A 22,994-nucleotide genomic window follows, 5' to 3' on the forward strand; every position below is an offset into this window, starting at 1 on the left:
CGGGGGGCCCGGACCGTGGGGCCGTCGCTTCGCCGAGCGGGCACTGTCGAAGTCCACAACTGACTGCCGGCGGTTCGTGGTTGGGGATTAGCCCGGATGGCCGGAAAGCGTAGGAATTACCACTAAAGTTCGGGTCGGCGGTGCGCTTCCCTAATGCAGGCCGACGTGTAGGATAGGTTAACGAAATCTAAAATACCGATTGAATTTCCGGGGCTAGCTCAAGGGTGTTGGCCATGAACTTCAAGGCTCTGATTCACCGAAGCGACAAGGTCGACAAGTCAATCGAGAAAGTCGACAAGGCGTTCGACGAACTTCAGGCGGAGATGTCGGTCGCATTCGACGAGAGCTTCCAAAGCGATGCGCCGTCGTCGAGCGACGATCAGTCGCCGGACGAGAATTTCCAGGCAGATGAGGGCGACGCCCCCGAACAGGAGCAGGAACCCGCTGCCGCGGCCGTGGACGAGGAGGTGCCGGCCGACGCCCCGGTGGAAGCCCAGGAGGCCCCGCAACGGCTCACGTCGCACACTCAAAGCCGGCTCGCCGCCCTGAACTCTTTCGACGGTCTCAACCATGAGGCGCAGGAGCATCTGCAGGAGGTCCATGCGAAGCTCGGCGAGGTGGCGAATGCGCACCGCCTGACACGCGAGTTCTTCAAGATTCTCCACGCCGACATCCTTCGTGCCAACGAACTCGAGCTGGAGAACGGCAATCTTGTCTCCGAGCAAAGAAGGCAATCCGAGCAACTCCGCTACCTCGGCAAGAAACAGCAGGAGTTCGAAACCGCCACGGAGGCCATGCGACAACGCGAAGCGAGCCTTGTTCATGACAATGAGGTGCTTCGTGCCGCACTGGCGGCCGCAAAGCTGGAACTCGTCGAGGCCACCAACACCATCGCCAGGAACGAAGCCGAGCTCGGCGATCTCATCAAGACGCTTTCCGCCAGAACCGTCGAGGTCGAAAGGCGGTCGCGCGAAAACGAGGTGCTCCGGCAAAAGCAAGTCAGCTTGTCGATCGATGCCGACAAGGCGCTGAAGCGGGAGGCCGAGGCGCGCCACAAGCTCGACGAACTCTCGGCGATCCATGCCGGCGAGGCGGCGCGCCACTCCGAACTGCTCGGCATGCTCGGCAAGAGCGAAAAGGACGTGCTGCGGCTGCAGAAATCGCTGGAACTTGCTCAGATGAAGCAGTCGGAGCTGGCGGAAGCCATACGGATCATGGAAGTCGACAGGGAAGCCGAAATCGAACGCGGCCTTGCTGAAATGCGCGGGCTGCGTTCCGAAATCCAGAGCCTGCAATCACGGCTCGAACTCGCCGCGAAGGAGCGCAGCGACGCTGCCAGCGAACTCGCGACGCTGAAGGTTCAATTGAGCGATGCACTCGCGGAAAAGCATGTCGGGGACGAAAGGTTGTCCGCTCTGCTGAAGGAGAACGAGAACGACAAGATGAACCTCCTGGCGGCGAGCGCGAATTTTTCCCAGCTTTCCCTCCAGCAGGCATCCGAACAGATACAGCTCGATATCCGCAAACAGGAGTGCGAGGACCTGCGCGCCGAAATCGCATCGCTCAATGTCCGGATCAAGGAACTGCTGCCTTACGAACGCATCTATCGGGTGACAAAGGCCAGGCAGCAGGATACCGGCGGCGATGTCACCGACGTGGGCGGCCGGGCTGGGGCCAAACGGACCTCGACCAGGAGGGGCGGATCGAGCCGCAGGCGCGCCGTCTGAGCGGCGCGGGTCGTATGGTTGGATGCCGGAGGTTGAACTCGGCGTCCCGAGGTGCCGCGGGCGGTCACGCAGCGAGAAGATCTTTGATCTGCCCGCGAAGCCATTGATGCGCGGGGTCGCCATCGCGCCGCCGGTGCCAGATCTGCTGGAAACCGAAGGGCGGTATGTCGAAGGGCGGCGTGAAGATGCGCAGTCCCTTTTCCTCTGGCCGCGAGGGAAGGATGCGTCTGGCTATCGTGAGCACGAGATCGGTGCCCGCGATCAGGTCAGGTGCTACGCTCCAATGGGGAAGCACCAGGCAGAGACGCCGCTTGAGCCCGAGAGCGGCAAGTGCCGAGTCGACCTCGCTTTCGCTATCGGCCCGCAGGGCGACAAGCGCGTGCGGCCGCGTGAGATAGGTTGCCATATCCATGCCTTGCCGGCCCGCGAGGCTTTCCGCGCCGGCCAGGCAGGCGAAACGTTCTTCGAACAGCCGATCGACGCGCAGGGCTCGGTCAGGATCCGGAAAGACGCCGAAAGCCAGATCCGTCTCGCCGTCCATGACTTCGGCGGCCATGACCTCGCGGCTCGCCTGGCTGACCACGAGGTCGACATGCGGCGCCTGTGCGCGGATGAGCGGCAGGAGGGCGGGAAGCATCAGGGCCGCGCCGTAGTCGGACATGCCCAGCCGGAACGTCCGCCGTTCCGTCCCAGGGTCGAAGCCCGCCGGCGCGAGCAGGTGTCGCATGCGGCCGAGTGCTTCGGCGAGCTGCGGTGCGATCTCCATGGCGCGGGCCGTGGGCTCCAGCCGCCCGCCGCGTCGCACCAGCAGGGGATCGTTGAGCAGGATGCGCAGTCGCGCCAGCGCGTGGCTGACCGCCGGCTGGCTCCTGTTAGCCGCACCGCCGCTCGTGAGACGTGACGCTCGGCGAGCAGCGCTTCGAGAACGACGAGCAGGTTGAGATCGACGCCGCCAAGATCATTCATCCCATGCATATTACGAGTGACGAAATCGAATTTCCATAGATATCGATCATGAACTATGTCCCTGGGCGTCAACACCGGGGGCCAAGCTCATGTCCAATCCAGGCAGTTTCCCGTTTCTTCTCACGGCCCTGCTCGCCGGCGCCGCCGTCCCGTTCCAGGCCGGCGCCAATGCGATGCTCGGTCGGTTGCTCGGCCATCCGTTGTGGGCAACGCTGGTTTCCCTGTTCGTGAGTGCCGCGCTTGTCGTTCCCGTCATGCTCGCCTTCCGTTTGCCGGTGCCCACGATCGGAGCGGCAATCAAGGGACCGTGGTGGATCTGGGTCGGCGGCGCGGCTGGCGTCGTCTATGTGACGGCTGCACTGCTGCTTGCCCCAAAGCTCGGTGCTGCGAGCTTCATGATCGCAGTCATCGCCGGCCAGCTGATGGCCTCGCTGGTTATCGACCATTTCGCGCTCATGAATTTCGCGCATCGACCCACGGGCGTGGCGCGCCTGGCCGGGCTCGCGCTCATCCTTGCCGGTTTCGTCATCTTTCAATGGGCGAATGGCGCGGGCGTGCGTGCCGAGGCGAGAAAACAGAGCACAGCGAAGCACCCGCTGCCCGCGGCGCGGGTGACGGATGATGTGATCTCGAAGCGGTGACCTGTTCCCCTAGAATAGGTTCGGCGGAACGCTTGAGTCGGCAGCAGAACGCGCTCGTCGCCCTGGGGATGCAAAGGATGCTCGCCGATCTATGTACGTATCGTGCTTTCCGAAAATCGATTCCGATTCTCCAGCCGATGCGCTAGAGCCTCCGGAACAGGAGCTGTTCCATGCCCAAGCCGCAAAACCCCGTCCAGATGGCCGTCATCGGCGCTGCGCACGGCATCAGGGGCGAGTTGCGCGTGAAGACCTTCACGGGCGACCCGCTGGCGCTCGGCGACTACGGGCCGCTCTATGCCAAGGACGGGCGCGCCTTCGAGGTCGTGGACATAAGGCCCCAGGGCACCGTCGCGGTGGTGCGTTTCAAGGGCGTCGGCGACCGCAACTCCGCCGAGGCGCTCAACGGGGTGGCGCTCTTCGTCGACCGGTCGGCCCTGCCCGACGATCTGCAGGACGACGAATTCTACCATGCCGACCTCGTCGGCCTTCTGGTGCGCGACGGCGTCGGGGCGGGCATCGGCAAAGTCAGGGCCGTGCAGAATTTCGGCGGCGGCGATATATTGGAGGTGGTGCTGGACACGGGCGGCGACGTGCTCGTTCCCTTCACCGCGGCGGCCGTGCCCGAAGTTTCCGTTGCCGGCGGATATGTTGTCGTCGATCCCGTCGCTGCGGGCCTCGTCGAGAACGAGGAGGGGCCGGATGACGACGACGGCTTCGATCCGACCCGCCGGCCGCGTGGGCCCCGGGAGGCCGGAGGCAACCGATGAGCTTCCGCGTCTCGGTGCTCACGCTCTATCCCGAGATGTTCCCCGGCGCGCTGGGCCTGTCACTGGCCGGGCGGGCGCTCGCCGACGACACCTGGTCGCTGGAGACGGTGCAGATCCGCGACTATGCGACGGACAGGCATCGCACGGTCGACGACACCCCGGCGGGCGGCGGGGCCGGCATGGTGATGCGTGCCGACATATTGGCGAAAGCCATCGATGGCACGGCGCCGGAAGGCGATCCGCGGCCGCGCTTGCTGATGAGCCCGCGCGGACGGCCGCTGACCCAGGCGAGGGTGCGCGAGCTGGCGGCAGGTCCGGGCGTGACGATCCTGTGCGGGCGCTTCGAGGGCGTCGACCAGCGTGTCATCGAGGCGCGCGCGCTCGAGGAGGTCTCCATCGGCGATTACATCCTGTCAGGCGGCGAGCCGGCAGCGCTCGTCCTGCTCGACGCGATCGTTCGGCTGCTGCCCGGCGTGATGGGCAACGAGGCCTCGGGCACGCATGAGAGCTTCGAGGACGGGCTGCTCGAGCACCCGCACTATACGCGCCCGCAGGAGTTCGAGGGCCGTACGATCCCCGATGTGCTGACCTCGGGCAACCACGCCAGGATCGCCGCATGGCGGCGCGCCGAAGCCGAGCGGCTGACCGCCGAGCGGCGGCCGGATCTCACGGCCCTGCGGGGTCAGCCGGTCACGAAATAATAGACGGCGAGGAACAGGCCGGTGGCGACGACGAAGGCGCGCACGATACCCTGCGGAACCCGCTTGGCGGCCCAGACGCCGGCATAGCCGCCGAGCGCCACGCCGGGAACCATCACCAGGGCCTCCGGCCAGGCCACGACGCCGCCGCCGACGAAGACGGCGATGGCGACCGCCGCGATCACGATCGAGAGCATGTTCTTCAACGCGTTGAGCCGGTGATAGTCGCCGCTCTGGGTGAGGCCCAGCGTGGCCAGCATCATGACGCCCATGCCCGCGCCGAAGAAGCCGCCATAGACGGCGGTGGCGAATTGCACGATGGCTCCCGGAAGGGAGCCGACGGCAGCTTCGCGCCCCGGCTTCGGCTTGGGTTTGAGCCAGGGGCCCGCAGCGAACAGCGCCGTCGCCGCGATCAGCAGCCAGGGCACCATCAGCCGGAACGAAGGATTGTCGAGCGCCAGCAGGATCAGAGCGCCGCACAGCGCCCCGACGGCGGAGATGGCGGCAAGCAGCAGCGCGCCGCGCCAGAATCTCCGGATGTCGCTCCAATAGGCGAGAGTCGAGGTGATGTAGCCCGGGAATTGGGACACGGAGGAGGTTGCATTGGCGACGATCGGCGGAATGCCCGCGATCGACAGCGCGCCGAAAGTGATGAAAGTGCCGCCGCCGGCGACTGCATTGACGGCCCCGGAAAGAAAACCGGCGAGAAAGAGCAGGGCGGCGATCAGCGGCGACACGGCGGGAACCCCTCAGGATGTTTTGTCCCCTGTAGGAAGCGTTGCGCGGCAAGGCAAGGCGGCACGCGGACAGCGGCGCGGTGCGGGGACGATATGCCGCGAGGGCGGCAGCGGAAGCAGCCTTCCTGCCTTTCCGCGAGGAAAATTGTCAACTAAAAGGTGACAAGGCACACGGAAGCGTGTATGAGCCCGCGCGAAATCGGGAATTGTCCCGGTCCCGTCGATAAGAACGGTGCATTCGCCCCTGCCTTGTGTCTCCAGGGAGATCTCCGGGAGAAGACAAGGCATAGCCGAGCGGTCCGATGAACTGCAAGGCGAGCGTAGGGCGCTCTGGCTGTCGAGAAGCAAGAAGAGGATTTTTGAGATGGACCTTATCCGTCAGCTCGAGGCCGAGCAGGCCGCCAGGATCGAAGCCAAGCGCAAGCTCCCCGAGTTCCAGCCCGGCGATACCGTGCGCGTCCAGGTGCGCGTCACCGAAGGTTCGCGTACCCGCGTGCAGGCCTATGAAGGCGTCGTGATCGCCCGTTCGGGTTCCGGCTTCCAGGAAAACTTCACCGTCCGCAAGATCTCCTACGGCGAAGGTGTCGAGCGCGTGTTCCCCGTCTATTCGCCGCTGGTCGAGGGCGTCGAGATCGTCCGCCGCGGCAAGGTGCGCCGTGCCAAGCTCTATTATCTGCGCGATCGCCGCGGCAAGTCGGCCCGTATCTCCGAGAACACCGGCGTTCGCGCCCGCAAGCTGAACGACGCCGAGCGTGAGGCGCTTGCCGCCGAGAAGGCGAAACTGGAAGCCGAAAAGCTCGCCGCCGCCGAGGCGCTGGCCGCCGAGAAGGCCGCTGCCGATGCAGCCGAGGCCAAGGCCGCCGACTGAGCGCCTCGATACGGACATCGATGAAGGCGGCTTCGGCCGCCTTTTTCTTGTGCGCAGCTCGCGCGGAGCGACTGACGCTCCACACTTTGAAGCGACGCAACCAGGAAATCGGCTTGGGCCTCCTGTGGATGCGGAAGGCATTTGGGGTGCCTTGGGTTTGGGGTTGGGCATCGGGCTTTGAGCGGCTTCCGTTCCAGGTTCCGATGCGCAAAGGGGGGAGCATGGACGAGCATATCGCGGCCAACCGGCTCAACTGGGACGACCGGGCCGAACTGCATGCGACCGATCCGACCGGCAGCTACTGCATCGCAAGAGTGCTGGAGGGAGGTTCGAGCCTGCACGCGCTGGAGCTGTCCGAGATCGGCGACGTCTCCGGCAAGGATATCGCACATCTCCAATGCCATATCGGTCTCGACACGATCAGTTTGAAACGGCTCGGCGCCAGAAGCGTAGCCGGGCTTGATTTTTCGCCGAAGGCGATCGCCGCGGCACGCGACTTCGCGACAAGGGCCGGTGTGGATGTCCGCTTCGTCGAAGCGCCCGTCTACGATGCCGTCGAGGCGTTGAACGCAGACTACGACATGGTTTTCGTCACCTGGGGGGCGATCAACTGGCTGGACGACATAACGCGCTGGGCCCGGGTGGTCGCCGCGCTGCTGCGGCCGGGCGGCAGGCTTTATCTGCTGGAAGGGCACCCGACCATGCTCCAGTTCGACATGATGGCCGACACGTTGACGCTGCAACTCGACTGGCGCACGCCGCAGGCCCAGCCGCTGGCCTGGGATGATGCGCAGACCTATACGGGCGACCCGCGGTCCCTGACGAATGTGCGAACCTATGAATGGCTTCATCCGCTCTCCAGCATCGTCAATGCGCTGGTGGGGGCAGGCCTTTCGATCGATTTTCTGAACGAGCACGATGTGATCGTCTGGAAGGCGTTTTCATTCTTGCGAGAGACCGGCAGGAACAAGTTCGAGCTTCCCGCCGGCATGCCGCGCATCCCGATGTCCTTCTCGATCGGCGCGACCAGGCGCGGCTGACGATACCCGACGCGGATCGATGCAGCGGCATCTTGACGTCGATTAGTTTGTGTGCGATTTGATCGCAATCAAATTAACTGGAGAGACGAAATGCCAGCATTGTATTCGACCAGGGCGCATGTCACCGGGGGCCGCAACGGCAAGGGGCGCACGGAAGACGGGCTTCTCGACGTCGCGCTCGCGATGCCGAAGGAACTCGGCGGCGCCGGCGGCGCGACCAATCCCGAACAGCTTTTCGCGGTGGGTTATGCCGCCTGCTTCGAAAGCGCGATCCGCTTCGTGGCGCGCAAGCAGAAGCTGCCCCTGCAGGACGCGGCGGTGACGTCGACCGTGCAGCTTCTGCCCAATGGCGAGGGGTTCCGGCTGGGCGTCGCGCTGGAAGCCGAAACCAAGGGCCTCGACCAGGCGGCGGCCGAGACGCTGGTCGCGACCGCGCATCAGGTCTGCCCCTATTCCAACGCCATCCGGGGCAATGTCGACGTGGCGCTCACGGTCAAGGCGGCATGACGGGCCGGGCAAGGCGCGAAACCGCGGCGCGGGATGAGGACCGCGCCGAAGCGGCCGATGAACTGATGCTCGGCCGGCAGTTCTGTTTCGCGCTCTACTCGGCCAGCAGCATGGTCACCCGGCTCTACCGGCCGCTGCTGGAGCCGCTTGCCCTGACCTATCCGCAATATCTCGCCATGCTGGTGCTGTGGGAACGGGCGCCGCTGACGGTTGGGGAGATCGGTTCCGCGCTCGGCCTCGACTCGGCAACGCTGACCCCGTTGCTCAAGCGGCTGGAAGCGACGGGCTATGTCAGCCGCCGGCGAGATCCGCAGGATGAGCGTCGGGTGCTGGTGGCGCCGACCGAAAGCGGCATCGCACTGAAGGAAAAGGCCCTGCGCGTGAGGGAGGCTCTCTCTTGCAGCCTGCCTCTGCCGGCTGTGGAGATCCAACGGATCCACGACGCCCTGCGCGGCCTGAACGAAGCGCTGCGCCGCACGGTGACCCCGGAAAGCTGAGGCCTTCCGGGGTAACGAGGCGCAACGCCGCCTCGCCCGCCACACGACGTGATTTTGCCCGACATCCTCGCAGAGGCGGATTCGCTGGCCATGGCGCCAATCGGCGTGCGGCGCTTGCGCAGCCCCGTAGGACCGCTACAGTCGCGGCCGGGTTGGCCTCAGCCTCTCGGCATCGTGACAGGAGCCATACATGACCAGGAAGTTCTCCATCGCCGGCCTGCTGGCCATGCTTCTCTTTCCGATCGCCGCATGGGCGCAGACGCTGCCCGACCTCGGCGGCCGCACCGTGGTCGTGGTCACCGAAAACGCCTATCCGCCGCTGCAATTCGTCGATCCCAAGAGCGGCAAGCCGATCGGCTGGGAATATGACGCGATGGACGAGATCGCCAGGCGGCTGAACTTCAGGATCGACTACCGGAACACCTCATGGGACGCGATGATCCAGTCGGTTTCCGACGGCCAATACAATATCGGCATGACGGGCATCACCATCAAGGAAGAGCGCAAGCAGAAGGTCGACTTCTCCAACCCCTATATGCGCTCCGAGATGCGCATGCTGGTGCGCAGCGACGAGACCCGCTTCACCGATGCCAAGAGCTTCGCTGCGCTGGAGAGCGGCCTGGCGGCCGCGCAGCCCGGCACGACGCCCTTCTACGTCACCGTCTACGACGTGCTCGACGGCAACGAGCAGAACCCCCGCATCAAGACTTTCGAAACCTTCGGCGCCGGCGTCCAGGCGCTGCGCGCTGGCGATGTCGACCTGGTGCTCACCGACGGCGTCGCTGCCAACGGCTATGTCGATGCATCGGAAGGCAAGCTGAAGGTCATCGGCGGGCCGCTCGGCACCGAGGATTTCGGCTTCATCTTCACCAAGGGCTCCGACCTCGTGGCGCCGGTCAATGCGGCGATAGAGGCGATGAAGGCCGACGGCACGATCGACGCCCTCAACAAGAAATGGTTCCTCGACTACAAGATGGGCCAGTAGGCTCGCCGTGAGCCGCTGGCTTGCCTCCGTGAGGCGATGACCCTCTCCGCTCCGACCGCCAGAAAGGCCGACTTCCCCTATTGGCTCGTCGCGGCGGGCGTGTCAGCGCTTGCCGTCGCGGTCTTCATTGCTGCAAACGGCCTCTATGCCGAGGTGTTCCGAACCGTCGTCAAAGGCATCGGCATCACCATCTTCGTCACCGTCACGGGCTTCACGCTGGCCTCCGCGCTAGGCCTCGGCGTCGCGCTGATGGGGCTTTCCGGGTCAACATCGCTGCGCCAGATCGCACGCTTCTATGTGGAGATCATCCGTGGCGTGCCGATCCTGGTGCTCCTGTTCTGGATCGCCTTCGCCGGCGCCCCTGCCTTCGTCGCAGCCTGGAATGCGCTTACCGTGCCGCTGCGCCAGGCCGGGCTTGCCGAGGAGCTTCTGGTGCGCGACGTGTCGCTGCTGTGGCGGGCGATCATCGCATTGACGATCGGCTATTCGGCCTTCATCTCGGAAGTGTTCCGGGCCGGAATATTGTCCGTCGACGAGGGGCAGATCGAGGCCGCGAAGTCGCTCGGCCTCACCCGCTTCCAGCGTTTCCGGCTGATCGTCATGCCGCAGGCGATCCGCACCATGCTGCCGCCGCTGGGCAACGACTTCATCGCCATGGTGAAGGATTCCTCGCTCGTCTCCGTGCTCGGCGTGGCCGACATCACCCAGATGGGCAAGGTCTACGCAGCGGGCTCGTTCCGCTTCTTCGAGACCTATTCGATCATCGCCTACATCTACCTGATCCTGACCGTCGGCCTTTCGCTCGCACTGCGTGCCCTGGAGAAGCGGCTGCGCCGGCAAGGACCAGGCTAGCGCCGCCTCCCCGGACACGCGCAAGCCTCTCAGGTGCCGCTCTCGACGATGTCCTTATCGAGCGGAGCGATGAGGCCGCCGAGATCCTTCCGCTCCTGCTCGGGCACCTTGAACTTGTCGAGCGTCTCGCCGAAAAGCTGGCCGGTCCGGTCCCAGTCTTCCTTGGTGATGCGCATTCCCTTGTGAGCCGTTTTCATGTCCCGTCCGGTATAGAGGCAGGGACCGCCGGTCTCGGCGCAGATCAGGTCGACGACATGCTGGCGCACGCGGGCGGCGCTGTCGTCGGAAAGGCCGACGAAGAAGCGTCCGAGCTTGTCGTCGCCTTTCAGCCGGCCGAGAAAGTCGTCGGTCACGGCGGCGATTGCGTCATACCCCCCAAGACGCTGATAGAGGGTCTCGTCCGCGGCGAGGGCGGGTGTGAGCAGCAGCGTCGCGCCGAAACCGGCGCCTGCGGCCATATGCAAGATTCCTTTCATCTGTTCCTCCACCAAATAGGCACGAAAGAAACGATAGCAGGGACTTTCCAGTTTCATGCGGACCGGGAAAATCGCGGGAGGAAGCGCAGGGTTGACGTGCCGACGCTTTCGGCAGCACTCTCTCGACGAGGGAGGCGTGACAAGGGAGGCGAATTGGTGGACCTCGACAAGGCCAATGCGGCGCTGGAGATGGTGTATACCGCCAGCACGCCGGAGGAGCTATCGGCTGCCTATGCCGCCTGGGCCGCGACCTATGACGGCGAGACGGCCGCTCTCGGCTACTGCCTGCCCTTCCTCATAACGTCATGGGTGACGCGCCACGTGCCGGCCGGAGAGGGCCCGCTGCTCGACGCCGGTTGCGGCACCGGCCTTTCCGGTCCTTGTCTGAAGGCGCTGGGCTATGGCGACATCGAAGGGCTCGATCTCTCCCCGGATATGCTGGCGATCGCCGGTAGCCGTGGCGCCTATCGCGCGCTGAAACAGGCCGAACTCGGTCGCCCGCTGCCTTGGCCGGACGGTCATTTCCGCGCCTTCTTCTCGACCGGCGTCTTCACCATCAGCCATGCGCCGGCCTCCGGATTGCACGAGCTGGTGCGCATCACGGCCGAGGGCGGGCACGCCATCTTCACAGTGCGCGACCAGGTGCTCGACAGCGGCGGTTTCCGGCCGGTCTTCGAGGACCTCCAACAAGGGGGCAAGTGGCGGCCGGTCGAGGAAAGCGGCTGGTACAGGGCCTATGCGGTCGCGGATCCCGACGCGCTGGTCAAGACCTTCGTCTTCGAGGTGCTTTGAGGAACCCGACGGCGGGCGGCGCGTTACCGGCCGAACTGCAGTTGGGGTCCCATGGAACAGCTCGTCGAGGAATTCGGTCATCCCACCTACACGGCCCTCTCGGTGATCGCCGCGCGCCTGCTGCTGGCCACGATCTATGGCGCGGCGATCGGCTTCGAACGCGAATGGCGCCAACGGCCCGCCGGGTTGCGGACTCATATGCTGGTCTGCCTGGCCGCGGCGACCTTCGGCGTCTTGACGATCGAAATCATCCATGCGCCGATGTTCGTCGGCGAAGCGACCAGGGTGGATCCGATCCGGGCGGTGGAGGCGGTGACGGCCGGCGTCGCCTTCCTGGCCGCCGGTACGATCCTTTTCGCCCGTGGTCATGTCCAAGGCCTGACCACGGGCGCGGGCATGTGGCTCGCCGGCGCCATCGGGCTCGCCTGCGGATTTGGCTACTGGCAGATCGCCGGTTTCGGAACCCTGCTGGCGCTGATCGTGCTCTACTTGCTGGGCAAGCTTGAAGACCGGCTGGAGCTCAATCAGCCGGCCGGCGAGATCGAGCCGAAGCAGGACAAGAAGCCGTCGCGCGTCGAGGCCGTTGAAAAATAGCAGCGGCAGTCGGCCGGCGCCGATACAGGCAACTGTGTCGGCAAAGGCGGCGGAAAGGACCGCAATTGCCGGGACGGCAAAAGATTGTTATCTAGCCGGGCGATGGAAGAGCTTTTTGGAGATCCGGCCTACAAAGGCTTCGTGCTGCAGGACCGCAAGCGCCTGCCGTCGCGATTCTTTGCCCGGATTTCCGGCGCGCTGACCAGCCGCCTCGACTGACGCCGACGGGCTTCCGGCCGCGGGCCGGACTTTTCCAAACTTTCGATATCGACGGATCAAAAACCATGAGCGCACCGCGCACCCTCTACGACAAGATCTTCGACGACCATGTGGTCGACCGCCAGGCCGACGGCACCTGCCTTCTTTATATCGATCGCCATCTCGTGCACGAGGTGACGAGCCCCCAGGCCTTCGAAGGCCTGCGCATGGCCGGCCGCAAAGTGCGGCATCCGGAAAAGACGCTGGCCGTCGTCGACCACAATGTGCCGACCTCGCCGGACCGCAAGAACGGCATCAAGAACGAGGAAAGCCGCATCCAGGTCGAGGCGCTCGCCAGGAACGCCGCCGACTTCGGGGTCGAGTACTATTCGGAAAACGACAAGCGCCAGGGCATCGTCCACATCATCGGTCCCGAGCAGGGCTTCACCCTGCCCGGGATGACCATCGTCTGCGGCGACAGCCACACCTCCACCCATGGCGCCTTCGGCGCCCTGGCTCACGGCATCGGCACGTCTGAAGTCGAGCATGTGCTCGCCACCCAGACGCTGATCCAGCGCAAGGCCAAGAACATGCTGGTGCGCGTTGACGGCAAGTTGCCCGAAGGGGTCACTGCCAAGGACATCGTGCTCGCCATCATCGGCGAGATCGGCACGGCCGGCGGCACCGGCTACGTCATCGAATATGCCGGTGAGGCGATCCGGGACCTGTCGATGGAAGGCCGCATGACCATCTGCAACATGTCGATCGAGGGCGGCGCTCGCGCCGGCCTGATCGCGCCCGACGAGACGACCTACGCCTATATCAAGGGCCGACCGAAGGCGCCGACGGGCGAGGCCTGGGACATGGCGCTGGACTACTGGAAAACGCTGCATTCCGACGAGGGCGCGCATTTCGACAAGGTCGTGGTGCTCGACGCCGCCAAGCTGCCGCCTATCGTCACCTGGGGCTCCTCGCCCGAGGACGTTGCGTCCGTGCTCGGCACCGTGCCCGATCCGGAGGCGATCGAGGACGAGAACAAGCGCAACTCCAAGAAACGCGCTCTCGACTATATGGGGCTCACCCCGGGGACCAGGATCACCGACATCGAGATCGATCGCGTCTTCATCGGCTCGTGCACCAACGGACGCATCGAGGATCTGCGCGCCGTGGCCAAGGTGGTCGAGGGCAAGACCGTCAATGCGCGCGTCAATGCGATGATCGTGCCCGGCTCGGGCCTGGTCAAGGAACAGGCGGAGGCCGAGGGGCTCGACAAGATCTTCGTCGCCGCCGGCTTCGACTGGCGCGAACCGGGCTGTTCCATGTGCCTGGCCATGAACGACGACCGGCTGAAGCCGCACGAGCGCTGCGCCTCGACCTCCAACCGCAATTTCGAGGGCCGCCAGGGCTTCAAGGGCCGCACCCATCTGGTGTCGCCGGCCATGGCCGCCGCCGCTGCGATCGCCGGCCATTTCGTCGACATCCGCGACTGGCATTAAAGCAGGGCGCCGCGCGTCCATTCGGACGCGCAAGGGCAGCGAGACGATGAGGGGGCTCCGGCCCCCTTTCCCATCCAGGCTCGGGTATTTCACAGGTTAACACCTTGTTTTCCGTTGCCGCCTATGGTCGTCCCAAGCGGAAAGGCGGCGGACTGTGGGCAAGGGGATTTTCATTGCGCTGCTGAACCCGGCGATCTCGGCGATCTTCGCGGGCGGCTTTTTCCTGTTGTGGCGGCATCAGCGCGATCGCCGCTATATCCGCGTGCTTGCTTTCTCCTACCTCGCAGGCGTTACCGGCTTCCTGATACGAGGCGTCACCCCGCCGATCGGCGGCGAGACGGCAAAGCTGATATCGAACGCGTTTTTCCTCGTGGCGGGCCACATGCTGGCTGTCGGCGTCGTCGGTCGCTTCGGCAGGCGGCCGCCGCACCTCGCTCTCGGCCTCGTCGGTGCGGCCGGCCTTTCCGGGCTGAGCTGGTTCCTGTTCGTCGAACCGAACATGACCTGGCGCATCTTCTCGATCAATTTTGCGCTGGCGGCGATGTCGCTCATCGTCGTGGCCGAGATCCGTTCGGCGCCGCGCAAGATTTTCGTCGACCAGGTACTCATGGCGGCGTTGCTCATCTACGGGCTGAGCTTCCTGGTGCGACCGCTATGGATCATCGCGGTGGCGGGCGCGCCCGGCACCGAGGGTGACGTCTTCATGTCGGCCTACTGGATCTCCACCAGCGTCACACACGCCTTCTTCTCGGTGCTTATCGCCATCTGCCTGATCACTGGGATTGCCCTCGACGTCATCGGCAAGCTGCAATCGGATGCGTTGAACGATCCCCTGTCCGGCCTGCTCAACCGCCGGGGCTTCGAGGAACGCGGTCGTGAGGTGCTGGGGCGCGACCCGGCCGGCGCCATGCCGGTGACGCTCGTCCTCGCAGACCTCGACCGTTTCAAGGACATCAACGACAGTTGGGGCCATGCCTGTGGCGATTGTGTCATCGCAGCCTTTGCCGGAATTCTGCGTGACGCGGCCGGTGGGGAAGGAATCGCGGGCCGTATCGGCGGCGAGGAATTCGCCATCATCCTTCCGGGCAACGGGCTGGCGTCCGCGCGGCTCTTCGCCGAGGGAGTGAGAACATCGCTTGGCGTCATTGCCATTCCCGGCATGCCGGCCGGAACGCCGATCACGGCGAGCTTCGGCGTGGTCGAGCGCGCGCAGGGCGATTCGCTATCGACGCTCTTGATTCGCGCCGACATCGCCCTCTATGAGGCAAAACATGGCGGGCGGGACAGAGTCGTGGCCATGCCCGACAGGATGGGGGAACGTCGTCTGCGCCGCATGGAATAACCGGCCGAGGCGGACCGATCCGCTTGCCGGTCGCGGCGTTAACGCGATCTTCGCCGAAGTGTGCTACTTGCGTCGGGACAGCAGGGTTTCATGAGCGCCGCAGGTTTCATACTCGCCATCAATCTCGTCGTCGCCGGGCTTCTTGGCACGGCGTTCCTGATGGTCGCCGTCTATGATCGCGCCCGCGTCACGGCCCGCTGGCTCGCATTCAGCTTCTTTCTCGGCATGGCCTACTATGTGGTCGAAGTCAGCATGCCGTTCGTCACGGACGCGCGCGTGCCTGTGGTGGTTGCGTTCGCCGTCTTTCTGGCCGCGACCGTCGCCTTCAATGCCGGCGTTGCCCACAAATACGAGGTGGGCGTGCCATGGCGGCTGATGGGAGCGATCTTCGTGGCCTCCACCTTGGCGGTCTATTTCGCCCAGGATCTGCCGCGGCAGGACTTCTGGCGAATGATGGCCTACCAGGTGCCTTATTTCGTCATGCAGGCGATCGCCGCCGGCATCGTCCTGTCGGCGCGCACGCAGCGCGGCATCGACTTCGCGCTCGCCGCATTGCTCTCGGCGAGCGCGCTGCAGTTCCTGAGCAAGCCGTTCCTGGCGGCGGCTTTCGGCGGCTGGGGCGCCAACCCGCAGGCCTATTCCCAAAGCACCTATGCGATGGTCTCACAGTCACTCGGCACTGTCTTCGCCATGGCGATCGCGCTGATGATGCTGGTCATCCTGGTGCGTGATCTCATCGCCGACATGGCGGAGAAGTCCGAGACCGACACGCTGTCGGGGCTGCTCAACCGCCGCGGCTTCGAACGACAGGCGCATCGCGCGCTGGCCTTTGGAAGCCGGCAAGGCATGCCGATCTCGCTGGTTATCGCCGATATCGACCACTTCAAGTCGATCAACGACAATTTCGGCCATGCGATCGGCGATCGGGCGATTGCGACCTTCGCACAGTTCCTCAGAACCGCGCTTTCCGATCATCACGTCGCCGGCCGTATCGGCGGCGAGGAATTCGCAGTCGTGCTGCCCGGCACCAATCTCGTGGCTGCGCGCCTCTTCGCGGAAGGCGTTCGCGGCGTGGCGGCCCGGCTCTGCGTCGAGGGCATACCCGAGCCGAGCCGGCTGACCGCCAGCTTCGGCGTTGCCGAGCTTGCATCCGGGGAAGGCCTGCAGGAATTGATGCAGCGCGCCGACAAGGCGCTCTACGAAGCCAAGAAATCCGGTCGGGACCGCGTGCGCGTCTCGACGGAAAAAGGCAGCGGACGCTCGCCGGAAGCGCGAAACGCCTGATACCTGCCTGGACGTCGATGCATCCAGTGGCATGGAGCTATGCGTTCGCCCGGCCCCGGTCGCCCGGCGTGGCCCATCCGGGCCGCTCGGCGTTCGCGCCAAAAGGCGTGAGCAACGCGGTCGCGCGCTCCAACGGTCGATTGGCCGGCCGTGGTATGACTATCGGCAGAATTCGCGCGACGGTTCCGGAACGACGTGCTCCGGCAGGCCGTACATATAGCTGCGACCTTTGAGCAGTACCGCCGGGCAGTTCCAGACGAACCAGGCGGCACCCGCTTCGGGAGCCTCGACCAATGCCCTTGTGTTGGCGGCAAGGCGCTTCGCCATGTGGCCTTCGCCGACGACGATTCGCTTGTAGCCCGACGCGCTGTAGACCACGAGATTGCCGAAGGAGTCGGCATGGACCTGGTCGCGGTAGCGGCCGTCGGCGAGCGATTGGCCGGCGATGACGACCCCCCCGACGAGCGCCAGAAGCGAAAGACCCCTCAGTTTCGGACGCATGGCGAGTTTCTCCCCGGCAAATCCGCAATACGGCTTCCCGATCGCGCAGGTTAACCTTTTCTTAACATTTGTCACGGGGTACGGCTTTCATTGCACGCCGCGATTGACAGGCGAGGCGGTCAATGGCCAAGAAGAGGCATGAGCGTGAACCACACGATCGACATCGGCCTGCTGCGGCTCAAGGACGCGCTCGAATTCGCGCCGCTTCTGGCCGCCTACGCCCAGGCCCTCAAACGCGGCGCCCCGCGCCGCCCCGACAAGTTTTACGCCGAATCGCTGCTGCAGGATCGGACGGCGGAAGTGCTGGGCGCGAGGGTCGACGGCGAGCTGGTCGGTTTCGCCATCTTCACCGACATGCCCGAGCCGGTGTCGGGCCTGCGCTGCTGCGCCTGCGATCACATCTATGTGCATCACGAGCATCGGGCCAAGGGCATCGCCAAGGCGCTGATCGACGTGCTCGCCGACCAGGCCGAGGATCGCGGCTGGACCAGGCTGATGCTCAACGCGCCCCGCCAGCCCGAGGACGGGCGAAAGCTCTACGAGCAGATCGCCGCGCCGGCCGACTGGTCGAGCTTCGTCATCCGCTTCGACGAGCGCTAGGCTCCCGGAAAAGTGTCCCACGGCTTTCCGACAAGAAACCGGCGGCAAGACGAGAGGCCAGGCAGGTGAAGCGTCGACGGAGCCGCGCAAACCCACTTGGAGCGCAAAGTCGGGCCCGAGAGCCTCGTCGGGTCGGGCCGATCTCCTCACCTGTGGGGGTAGCCGAACCATGACTTCAAGCCGTCGCCCGGCCCTTCGCCGTCTCGTCCGGACATTGCCGGCGTTCCTGATTGCGGCCTCGGTTTCGGCCTGTGTCGCGCAACAGACGCAGGCCACCGCGACACAGCCCGTCGCCGGCGAAGTGTCGCAACCGCGCGTGGCGACCTACGAATGCGGCAGCGACGGCGTGATCACGGTGGAGAATCGCGGCGATTCGGTGCATGTCGTCGGCACGGACGGCGAGGCCATCGATCTGCCCGCGGCGCCGGCCGCCCAGCGCAGCCGGTACGGCGCCGGCGCCGACGCGATCGTCATCGAGGGGCGGGAGGCTCTGTTCATGCATGGCCGGCACCCGCCGCTCACCTGTACGCGCTGACCGTCCTCGGCGCTGCCATTGCGCCGCCGCCCAAAATGCTTCAGGCTTCAATCGGTTGAAGGCAAGGGCTGCGGCGCCAATCATATCGATTGAAACTAAATCAATGGGCTGAAACGGTTTTTCGGGCTTTGACGCGCTGCAAAAAGCGCATTAGAAAGCCGCTGTCCGACGTCGCGTTTCGGGGCGGCCGTGCCGCTTTTCCGGCATGGGCGCGGACTCGATCCTGGGGGAGCCATGAGCCAATCACCAGCCACCCGCCAGCGGCCCTTGTCGCCGCATCTCACGGTCTATCGCTGGCCGATCACCATGACGATGTCGATCCTGCACCGGGTCACCGGCGGGGCGCTCTATTTCGGCACGCTGTTGGTCGCGTGGTGGCTGATCGCCGCGGCAACGTCGGAACAGTATTTCGATTTCGTGAGCTGGGTCTACGGCAGCTGGATCGGCCGGCTCGTGCTGTTCGGCTACAGCTGGGCGCTGATGCACCATATGCTCGGCGGTCTGCGCCACCTCGTCTGGGACACCGGCGCCGGCCTCGAGAAGCACACCGCCTCGAAGATCGCCTGGGCCACACTCGGCGGCTCGGCAGTGCTCACCATCCTCATCTGGATCGCCGGCTACGCCGCGCGGGGAGGGCTCTGACCATGGCCGATATGCGCACTCCACTCGGCAAGGTCCGCGGCCTCGGTTCGGCGCGCGAAGGCACCGGGCATTTCTGGCGGCAGCGGCTGACCGCGATAGCCAACATTCCTTTGATCCTGTTCTTCGTCGGCCTGCTGATCTCGCTCAACGGCGCGAGCTATGAAGAGACGCGGGCGACCCTTGCCAGCCCCTTCGTGGCGCTGCCGCTCATTCTGGTGCTGCTCTCCGGCCTCTATCATATGCGGCTCGGTATGCAGGTCATCATCGAGGACTATGTGCACGGCGAGGGCGGCAAGCTCGCTTTGATCGTGCTTAACACCTTCTTCGCGGTGGCGGTCGGCGCGGCCGCCGTCTTCTCGCTGCTCAAGCTGGCATTCGGAGGCTGAGGCGTGGCCAAGGCACAGGCAAACGGGGCCGGCAAGGCCTATCAATTCGTCGACCACAAGTTCGACGTGGTCGTGGTCGGGGCCGGCGGGGCCGGGCTGCGCGCCACGCTCGGCATGGCCGAGCAGGGGCTGCGCACGGCCTGCATCACCAAGGTGTTCCCGACCCGCTCGCACACGGTCGCGGCACAGGGCGGCATCGCCGCCTCGCTGCAGAATATGGGCCCTGATTCCTGGCAGTGGCACCTCTACGACACGGTCAAGGGCTCGGACTGGCTGGGCGACGTCGACGCCATGGAATATCTGGCGCGCGAGGCGCCGGCCGCCGTTTACGAGCTCGAACATTACGGCGTGCCCTTCTCGCGCACCGAAGAAGGCAAGATCTACCAGCGGCCGTTCGGCGGCCACATGATGAATTTCGGCGACGGACCGCCGGTGCAGCGCACCTGCGCGGCCGCCGACCGCACCGGCCATGCGATCCTGCACACGCTCTACGGCCAGTCGCTCAGGAACAACGCGCAGTTCTTCATCGAATATTTCGCGCTCGACCTGATCATGGAGCCTGACGGCACCTGCACGGGCGTCGTTGCCTGGAACCTCGACGACGGCACCATCCACCGTTTTTCGGCCAAGATGGTGGTGCTCGCCACCGGCGGCTATGGCCGCGCCTATTTCTCGGCGACGTCGGCGCACACCTGCACCGGCGACGGCGGCGGCATGGCGGCGCGCGCCGGCCTGCCGCTCCAGGACATGGAGTTCGTCCAGTTCCATCCGACCGGCATCTACGGCGCGGGCTGCCTGATCACGGAAGGTGCCCGCGGCGAGGGCGGCTATCTCGTCAATTCCGAAGGTGAGCGCTTCATGGAGCGTTATGCGCCGTCGGCAAAGGACCTTGCTTCGCGCGACGTCGTCTCGCGATGCATGACGCTGGAGATCCGCGAAGGGCGCGGCGTCGGCAAGAACAAGGACCACATCTTCCTGCATCTCGACCATCTCGATCCGGCCGTGCTGCATGAACGGCTGCCGGGCATCTCCGAATCGGCCAAGATTTTCGCTGGCGTGGATGTGACACGCGAACCGATCCCGGTGCTGCCGACGGTCCACTACAATATGGGCGGCATCCCGACCAATTATTGGGGCGAGGTGCTGAACCCGAGCGCCGACAATCCGGACAAGGTGTCGCCCGGCCTGATGGCGGTCGGCGAAGCCGGCTGCGCTTCCGTGCACGGCGCCAACCGGCTGGGCTCCAATTCGCTGATCGATCTCGTCGTGTTCGGCCGCGCCGCGGCGATACGCGCCGGCCAGGTGGTCGACCGCGAGGTGCCGGTGCCGTCGCCCAATGCGGAATCGGTCGAGAAGATCATGGATCGCTTCGACCGGCTGCGCCACGCCAATGGCTCGACGCCCACGGCCTTTCTGCGCGAGAAGATGCAGCGCGCCATGCAGGAGGACGCCGCCGTCTTCCGCACCCAGGAATCGCTGGAGAACGGCTGCCGCCGCGTGTCGGCGCTCTGGAAAGAGTTGCCCGACATCAAGGTCTTCGACCGTTCGATGATCTGGAACTCCGATCTGGTCGAAACCTTGGAGCTGGAGAACCTGATGGCCAACGCCATCACCACGGTCCATGGCGCGGAGGCTCGCAAGGAGAGCCGTGGTGCCCATGCGCGCGAGGACTTCTCCAGCCGCGACGACGCCAACTGGCGCAAGCACACGCTCGCCCATCTCGATGAGAGCGGCAAGGTGACGCTCACCTACCGGCCGGTGCACACCGAGACGATGCTGCCGATCGACGAAGGCGGCATCGATCCCAAGAAGATCGCGCCCAAGGCGCGGGTGTATTGATATGAGCGGGCTCGCGTCGGTCGACTGTTCGGGCAAGCCGGTGACGGCCTGGCCCGGCGCGATGTCCAGGAAGAGCCCGTCTGGTTTCTTCAAGAGGTAGGATATGGTCGAACTCACCCTTCCCAAGAACTCGAAGATCCAGCCCGGCAAGACCTGGCCGAAGCCCGAAGGCGCGACCAATCTGCGCGAATACCGGATCTACCGCTGGTCGCCCGACGACGGCAAGAACCCGCAGGTCGACACTTATTTCGTTGATCTCGACGATTGCGGTCCGATGGTGCTCGACGCGTTGCTGTGGATCAAGAACAAGGTCGACCCGACGCTGACGCTGCGCCGCTCGTGCCGCGAGGGCATCTGCGGCTCCTGCGCCATGAACATCGACGGATCGAACACGCTGGCCTGCACCAAGGGCATGGACGACATTTCCGGCGCGGTGAAGGTCTATCCGCTGCCGCATATGCCTGTCGTCAAGGATCTGGTGCCCGACCTCACCGTGCCCTACGCCCAGCTCACCTCGATCGAGCCCTGGCTGAAGACGGTGTCGCCCGAGCCCGCCAAGGAATGGCGCCAGAGCCACGAGGACCGCCAGAAGCTCGACGGGCTATATGAGTGCATCCTCTGCTTCTGCTGCCAGACGTCGTGCCCGAGCTACTGGTGGAACGGCGAACGTTACCTCGGGCCGGCGGTGCTCCTTCAGGCCTATCGCTGGCTGATCGACAGCCGCGACGAGGCCAAGGGCGAGCGGCTCGACAATCTCGAGGACCCGTTCCGGCTCTATCGCTGCCACACCATCATGAACTGCGCGCAGACCTGCCCGAAGGGATTGAATCCGGCCAAGGCGATCGCCGAGATCAAGAAGATGATGGTGGAACGCCGGGTCTGACGGTTTCGTCATTGGAGGCGGTCGGATGAACGTCCTTCTCGTCTCGGAGCATGCCGGCACGATCAACGATCCGGTCTTCCGCGTGCTGGAGTCCCGCGGGGTCGTCTTCCACCGCATCGCCTTGTCCGAACTGCGCCTGGAGGGGGGCTCGCGGCTCGCCCGCAAGCGACGGCGCTATTTTCCGGATCGGAACATAACCGGGCCGGTGGCCGAAGCCGTGGCGACTTTCGGCCCCGATCTCGTCCACGCCGGGGCCGGCAGGCCGGTGGGGCTCGCCGTGGTCAAGGCTTTGCGGGACCATCAGAAAGTGCCCGTCATCTTCGACCACGGTGCGATCGGCGGTCTAAATCTGTTCAACCCCTTCGACTGGATGACCTATTTCAACCGGCGCATCGACAAGCTCGTCGTGCCCTCCCATGCCATGGTGAACAACTGGATGGGGCAGGCCTGGCTGCGCCGGTGCATTTCGGCCGAACGCTGCGCCGTGCTGCATCACGCGATCGAGCAGCCGGCGCAGGCCGATCCGCGCGACCGCGAGGCCTTGCGGTCGGGGTTCGGCCTGCGTCCGGACGAATTCGTGATCGGGACGGTCTGCACCATCCGGCCGATCAAGAACCTTCCTTTCCTCGCCGATGCCGTGCGCCGGCTCGGGCCGCCCTTCGTCTTCGCGGTGATCGGGCCGGCAGGCGATGCCGCGGAACTGCAGCGGCTGAGAGATGCCGGCGGCGACCGTCTGCGGCTGCTGGGGCTGGTGCCCCGCGCACGTACGGTCATGGCGGCTTTCGACCTCTATGCCACGCCGACCGGCCTGCCCGGCGAATCGTTCGGGCTCGCCGCGGTCGAGGCCATGTCGCAATCGCTCCCCGTGCTGACCATGAATTTCGGCGGCTCCGCCGAGATTGTCGAGCATAATGTCGCGGGCCTCACGCTGCCGCCGGACGCCGGCCACTGGATGCAGGCGATCACGGCCCTGGCGGCGGAGCCCGAGCGATGCAGGCAGATGGGGGAAGCGGGGCGTCGGCGTGCCGCCGCGCGGTTTTCGCCGGAAGCGATCGCGGCCGACTGTCTTGCACTCTATCGCAGTGTCGCCCGCGGACCTGACGGCCGCGCCTGAGCACGGCCGCTGCCTTCTTAGCGCTCC

At 65.3% G+C, this 22,994-nt stretch carries 26 protein-coding genes; 22 read left to right on the forward strand and 4 right to left on the reverse strand.

From position 1 onward, the window contains the following. Positions 1-233: 233 nt before the first annotated feature. The gene (locus JN280_RS09880; RefSeq protein ID WP_202311811.1) at positions 234-1,727 is read left to right on the forward strand and encodes a hypothetical protein; all 1,494 of its coding nucleotides are present in this window, start codon (positions 234-236) and stop codon (positions 1,725-1,727) included. Between the two features lie 64 nt (positions 1,728-1,791). Here JN280_RS09880 and JN280_RS09885 read toward each other — a convergent pair whose 3' ends face one another. Continuing rightward, on the reverse strand, positions 1,792-2,493 hold the full coding sequence (locus tag JN280_RS09885) for a LysR substrate-binding domain-containing protein (protein WP_244743168.1): 702 nt from the start codon (positions 2,491-2,493) through the stop codon (positions 1,792-1,794). 289 nt (positions 2,494-2,782) lie between these two features. Here JN280_RS09885 and JN280_RS09890 point away from each other — a divergent pair, with 289 nt between their 5' ends. The 3 genes from JN280_RS09890 to trmD all read left to right on the forward strand — a co-directional run bounded on the left by JN280_RS09890 (position 2,783) and on the right by trmD (position 4,802). Beyond that, positions 2,783-3,334, forward strand: coding sequence for a DMT family transporter (locus JN280_RS09890; protein ID WP_202311812.1), 552 nt, complete (start codon positions 2,783-2,785; stop codon positions 3,332-3,334). Between the two features lie 170 nt (positions 3,335-3,504). Further along, complete coding sequence (gene rimM / locus JN280_RS09895) at positions 3,505-4,101, forward strand: ribosome maturation factor RimM (RefSeq protein WP_202311813.1); 597 nt, start codon at positions 3,505-3,507, stop codon at positions 4,099-4,101. Next, on the forward strand, positions 4,098-4,802 hold the full coding sequence (gene trmD / locus JN280_RS09900; RefSeq protein ID WP_202311814.1) for a tRNA (guanosine(37)-N1)-methyltransferase TrmD: 705 nt from the start codon (positions 4,098-4,100) through the stop codon (positions 4,800-4,802). Before rimM ends, trmD begins: the two co-directional genes overlap by 4 nt. On the opposite strand, the gene JN280_RS09905 is transcribed toward trmD, so the two are convergent. Then, positions 4,784-5,536: a sulfite exporter TauE/SafE family protein gene (locus tag JN280_RS09905; RefSeq protein WP_202311815.1), complete on the reverse strand. Its 753-nt coding sequence runs from the start codon at positions 5,534-5,536 to the stop codon at positions 4,784-4,786. The genes trmD and JN280_RS09905 overlap by 19 nt on opposite strands. Before the next feature lie 364 nt (positions 5,537-5,900). Here JN280_RS09905 and rplS point away from each other — a divergent pair, with 364 nt between their 5' ends. The 6 genes from rplS to JN280_RS09935 all read left to right on the forward strand — a co-directional run bounded on the left by rplS (position 5,901) and on the right by JN280_RS09935 (position 10,285). Then, positions 5,901-6,404 carry a 50S ribosomal protein L19 gene (gene rplS, locus JN280_RS09910; RefSeq protein ID WP_202311816.1) on the forward strand — a complete coding sequence of 168 codons (504 nt, stop codon included), beginning with the start codon at positions 5,901-5,903 and terminating at the stop codon, positions 6,402-6,404. Positions 6,405-6,625: 221 nt separating this feature from the next. Then, positions 6,626-7,444, forward strand: a complete 819-nt coding sequence (locus tag JN280_RS09915; RefSeq protein ID WP_202311817.1) for a class I SAM-dependent methyltransferase — start codon at positions 6,626-6,628, stop codon at positions 7,442-7,444. A 90-nt stretch (positions 7,445-7,534) separates the two neighbouring features. After that, complete coding sequence (locus JN280_RS09920) at positions 7,535-7,951, forward strand: organic hydroperoxide resistance protein (RefSeq protein WP_202311819.1); 417 nt, start codon at positions 7,535-7,537, stop codon at positions 7,949-7,951. Further along, positions 7,948-8,448, forward strand: coding sequence for a MarR family winged helix-turn-helix transcriptional regulator (locus JN280_RS09925; RefSeq protein ID WP_202311821.1), 501 nt, complete (start codon positions 7,948-7,950; stop codon positions 8,446-8,448). The genes JN280_RS09920 and JN280_RS09925 overlap by 4 nt, the downstream gene beginning before the upstream one ends. 190 nt (positions 8,449-8,638) lie before the next feature. Next, positions 8,639-9,433, forward strand: coding sequence for a transporter substrate-binding domain-containing protein (locus JN280_RS09930; RefSeq protein WP_202311822.1), 795 nt, complete (start codon positions 8,639-8,641; stop codon positions 9,431-9,433). Positions 9,434-9,469: 36 nt separating this feature from the next. After that, complete coding sequence (locus JN280_RS09935; protein WP_202311823.1) at positions 9,470-10,285, forward strand: amino acid ABC transporter permease; 816 nt, start codon at positions 9,470-9,472, stop codon at positions 10,283-10,285. Between the two features lie 29 nt (positions 10,286-10,314). On the opposite strand, the gene JN280_RS09940 is transcribed toward JN280_RS09935, so the two are convergent. Continuing rightward, complete coding sequence (locus JN280_RS09940; RefSeq protein ID WP_202311824.1) at positions 10,315-10,761, reverse strand: group I truncated hemoglobin; 447 nt, start codon at positions 10,759-10,761, stop codon at positions 10,315-10,317. A 156-nt stretch (positions 10,762-10,917) separates the two neighbouring features. Between JN280_RS09940 and JN280_RS09945 the strand changes: the two genes are divergently transcribed. The 5 genes from JN280_RS09945 (at position 10,918) to JN280_RS09965 (ending at position 16,467) form a co-directional block, all read left to right on the forward strand. Further along, the gene (locus tag JN280_RS09945; RefSeq protein WP_202311825.1) at positions 10,918-11,553 is read left to right on the forward strand and encodes a class I SAM-dependent DNA methyltransferase; all 636 of its coding nucleotides are present in this window, start codon (positions 10,918-10,920) and stop codon (positions 11,551-11,553) included. A 51-nt stretch (positions 11,554-11,604) separates the two neighbouring features. Continuing rightward, positions 11,605-12,147 (forward strand): MgtC/SapB family protein, encoded by a 543-nt coding sequence (locus JN280_RS09950; protein ID WP_202311826.1) that lies wholly within the window; start codon positions 11,605-11,607, stop codon positions 12,145-12,147. 284 nt (positions 12,148-12,431) lie between these two features. Continuing rightward, complete coding sequence (leuC, locus tag JN280_RS09955; RefSeq protein ID WP_202311827.1) at positions 12,432-13,841, forward strand: 3-isopropylmalate dehydratase large subunit; 1,410 nt, start codon at positions 12,432-12,434, stop codon at positions 13,839-13,841. A gap of 154 nt (positions 13,842-13,995) precedes the next feature. After that, positions 13,996-15,183, forward strand: coding sequence for a GGDEF domain-containing protein (locus JN280_RS09960; protein WP_202311828.1), 1,188 nt, complete (start codon positions 13,996-13,998; stop codon positions 15,181-15,183). 90 nt (positions 15,184-15,273) lie between these two features. Continuing rightward, positions 15,274-16,467 (forward strand): GGDEF domain-containing protein, encoded by a 1,194-nt coding sequence (locus tag JN280_RS09965; protein ID WP_202311829.1) that lies wholly within the window; start codon positions 15,274-15,276, stop codon positions 16,465-16,467. Positions 16,468-16,626: 159 nt separating this feature from the next. Here the strand turns inward: JN280_RS09965 and JN280_RS09970 are convergent, their stop codons facing one another. Next, a complete protein-coding gene (locus JN280_RS09970; RefSeq protein ID WP_202311831.1) occupies positions 16,627-16,968 on the reverse strand; it encodes a hypothetical protein in 342 nt (113 codons plus the stop codon). Positions 16,969-17,106: 138 nt separating this feature from the next. On the opposite strand from JN280_RS09970, the gene JN280_RS09975 reads away from it, so the two are divergent. The 7 genes from JN280_RS09975 to JN280_RS10005 all read left to right on the forward strand — a co-directional run bounded on the left by JN280_RS09975 (position 17,107) and on the right by JN280_RS10005 (position 22,967). Further along, on the forward strand, positions 17,107-17,568 hold the full coding sequence (locus JN280_RS09975; RefSeq protein ID WP_202311833.1) for a GNAT family N-acetyltransferase: 462 nt from the start codon (positions 17,107-17,109) through the stop codon (positions 17,566-17,568). Positions 17,569-17,737: 169 nt separating this feature from the next. Beyond that, complete coding sequence (locus JN280_RS09980; protein ID WP_202311835.1) at positions 17,738-18,103, forward strand: hypothetical protein; 366 nt, start codon at positions 17,738-17,740, stop codon at positions 18,101-18,103. Between the two features lie 234 nt (positions 18,104-18,337). Next, the gene (gene sdhC, locus JN280_RS09985) at positions 18,338-18,745 is read left to right on the forward strand and encodes a succinate dehydrogenase, cytochrome b556 subunit (protein WP_202311837.1); all 408 of its coding nucleotides are present in this window, start codon (positions 18,338-18,340) and stop codon (positions 18,743-18,745) included. A gap of 2 nt (positions 18,746-18,747) precedes the next feature. Continuing rightward, positions 18,748-19,131, forward strand: coding sequence for a succinate dehydrogenase, hydrophobic membrane anchor protein (gene sdhD, locus JN280_RS09990; protein ID WP_202311838.1), 384 nt, complete (start codon positions 18,748-18,750; stop codon positions 19,129-19,131). 3 nt (positions 19,132-19,134) lie between these two features. Further along, complete coding sequence (gene sdhA / locus JN280_RS09995; protein WP_202311839.1) at positions 19,135-20,970, forward strand: succinate dehydrogenase flavoprotein subunit; 1,836 nt, start codon at positions 19,135-19,137, stop codon at positions 20,968-20,970. A 103-nt stretch (positions 20,971-21,073) separates the two neighbouring features. Next, complete coding sequence (locus JN280_RS10000; RefSeq protein ID WP_202311840.1) at positions 21,074-21,853, forward strand: succinate dehydrogenase iron-sulfur subunit; 780 nt, start codon at positions 21,074-21,076, stop codon at positions 21,851-21,853. Positions 21,854-21,878: 25 nt separating this feature from the next. After that, a complete protein-coding gene (locus JN280_RS10005) occupies positions 21,879-22,967 on the forward strand; it encodes a glycosyltransferase family 4 protein (protein ID WP_202311841.1) in 1,089 nt (362 codons plus the stop codon). Positions 22,968-22,994: the final 27 nt, after the last annotated feature.

This window comes from Mesorhizobium sp. L-8-10 (assembly GCF_016756635.1).
Taxonomy (GTDB): domain Bacteria; phylum Pseudomonadota; class Alphaproteobacteria; order Rhizobiales; family Rhizobiaceae.

Bases quoted from the DNA above. Each gene is read 5' to 3' on its own strand.
- JN280_RS09880 (WP_202311811.1), top strand. From the start codon at position 234: ATGAACTTCAAGGCTCTGATTCACCGAAGCGACAAGGTCGACAAGTCA.
- JN280_RS09885 (WP_244743168.1), bottom strand. From the start codon at position 2,493: ATGGAGATCGCACCGCAGCTCGCCGAAGCACTCGGCCGCATGCGACAC.
- JN280_RS09890 (WP_202311812.1), top strand. From the start codon at position 2,783: ATGTCCAATCCAGGCAGTTTCCCGTTTCTTCTCACGGCCCTGCTCGCC.
- rimM (WP_202311813.1), top strand. From the start codon at position 3,505: ATGCCCAAGCCGCAAAACCCCGTCCAGATGGCCGTCATCGGCGCTGCG.
- trmD (WP_202311814.1), top strand. From the start codon at position 4,098: ATGAGCTTCCGCGTCTCGGTGCTCACGCTCTATCCCGAGATGTTCCCC.
- rplS (WP_202311816.1), top strand. From the start codon at position 5,901: ATGGACCTTATCCGTCAGCTCGAGGCCGAGCAGGCCGCCAGGATCGAA.
- JN280_RS09915 (WP_202311817.1), top strand. From the start codon at position 6,626: ATGGACGAGCATATCGCGGCCAACCGGCTCAACTGGGACGACCGGGCC.
- JN280_RS09920 (WP_202311819.1), top strand. From the start codon at position 7,535: ATGCCAGCATTGTATTCGACCAGGGCGCATGTCACCGGGGGCCGCAAC.
- JN280_RS09925 (WP_202311821.1), top strand. From the start codon at position 7,948: ATGACGGGCCGGGCAAGGCGCGAAACCGCGGCGCGGGATGAGGACCGC.
- JN280_RS09930 (WP_202311822.1), top strand. From the start codon at position 8,639: ATGACCAGGAAGTTCTCCATCGCCGGCCTGCTGGCCATGCTTCTCTTT.
- JN280_RS09935 (WP_202311823.1), top strand. From the start codon at position 9,470: ATGACCCTCTCCGCTCCGACCGCCAGAAAGGCCGACTTCCCCTATTGG.
- JN280_RS09940 (WP_202311824.1), bottom strand. From the start codon at position 10,761: ATGAAAGGAATCTTGCATATGGCCGCAGGCGCCGGTTTCGGCGCGACG.
- JN280_RS09950 (WP_202311826.1), top strand. From the start codon at position 11,605: ATGGAACAGCTCGTCGAGGAATTCGGTCATCCCACCTACACGGCCCTC.
- leuC (WP_202311827.1), top strand. From the start codon at position 12,432: ATGAGCGCACCGCGCACCCTCTACGACAAGATCTTCGACGACCATGTG.
- JN280_RS09965 (WP_202311829.1), top strand. From the start codon at position 15,274: ATGAGCGCCGCAGGTTTCATACTCGCCATCAATCTCGTCGTCGCCGGG.
- JN280_RS09970 (WP_202311831.1), bottom strand. From the start codon at position 16,968: ATGCGTCCGAAACTGAGGGGTCTTTCGCTTCTGGCGCTCGTCGGGGGG.
- JN280_RS09975 (WP_202311833.1), top strand. From the start codon at position 17,107: ATGAGCGTGAACCACACGATCGACATCGGCCTGCTGCGGCTCAAGGAC.
- JN280_RS09980 (WP_202311835.1), top strand. From the start codon at position 17,738: ATGACTTCAAGCCGTCGCCCGGCCCTTCGCCGTCTCGTCCGGACATTG.
- sdhC (WP_202311837.1), top strand. From the start codon at position 18,338: ATGAGCCAATCACCAGCCACCCGCCAGCGGCCCTTGTCGCCGCATCTC.
- sdhD (WP_202311838.1), top strand. From the start codon at position 18,748: ATGGCCGATATGCGCACTCCACTCGGCAAGGTCCGCGGCCTCGGTTCG.
- JN280_RS10000 (WP_202311840.1), top strand. From the start codon at position 21,074: ATGGTCGAACTCACCCTTCCCAAGAACTCGAAGATCCAGCCCGGCAAG.
- JN280_RS10005 (WP_202311841.1), top strand. From the start codon at position 21,879: ATGAACGTCCTTCTCGTCTCGGAGCATGCCGGCACGATCAACGATCCG.